Below are 255 nucleotides of genomic sequence, written 5' to 3'. Positions count from 1 at the left end.
CTACGCCTGCGGCAACCCGGCCATGGTGCGCGCGGCGCGGGATCGGTTGTGCGCGGCCGGCCTGCCGCCGGACCGCTTCGTGTCCGAGGCCTTCATGCCGGCGCGGGATCGGCCCGCCACGCGCGTCGCGCCGGCCCCGGCCCACCCGTGGGAACAGGTCGGCCAGCGTTTCAGCCTGGACGGCATCCTCGACGCCCGCCGCCGCTCGCGCGAGGCGGTGCGCGAGATTGCCGCGCTGCTGCGGCCCGGCATGAC

Annotated in this window: 1 pseudogene; it reads left to right on the top strand. The window is 77.6% G+C overall.

The features are described 5' to 3' along the window. Positions 1 to 255: pseudogene (locus SB751_RS32955) on the top strand (2Fe-2S ferredoxin); the annotation flags it as partial.

Source organism: Cupriavidus sp. SIMBA_020, assembly GCF_046535395.1.
Classification (GTDB): Bacteria; Pseudomonadota; Gammaproteobacteria; order Burkholderiales; family Burkholderiaceae; genus Cupriavidus; species Cupriavidus campinensis.
The sequence above is the reverse complement of the archived record's forward strand: the minus strand, read 5'-3'. Positions and strand labels throughout refer to the sequence as shown.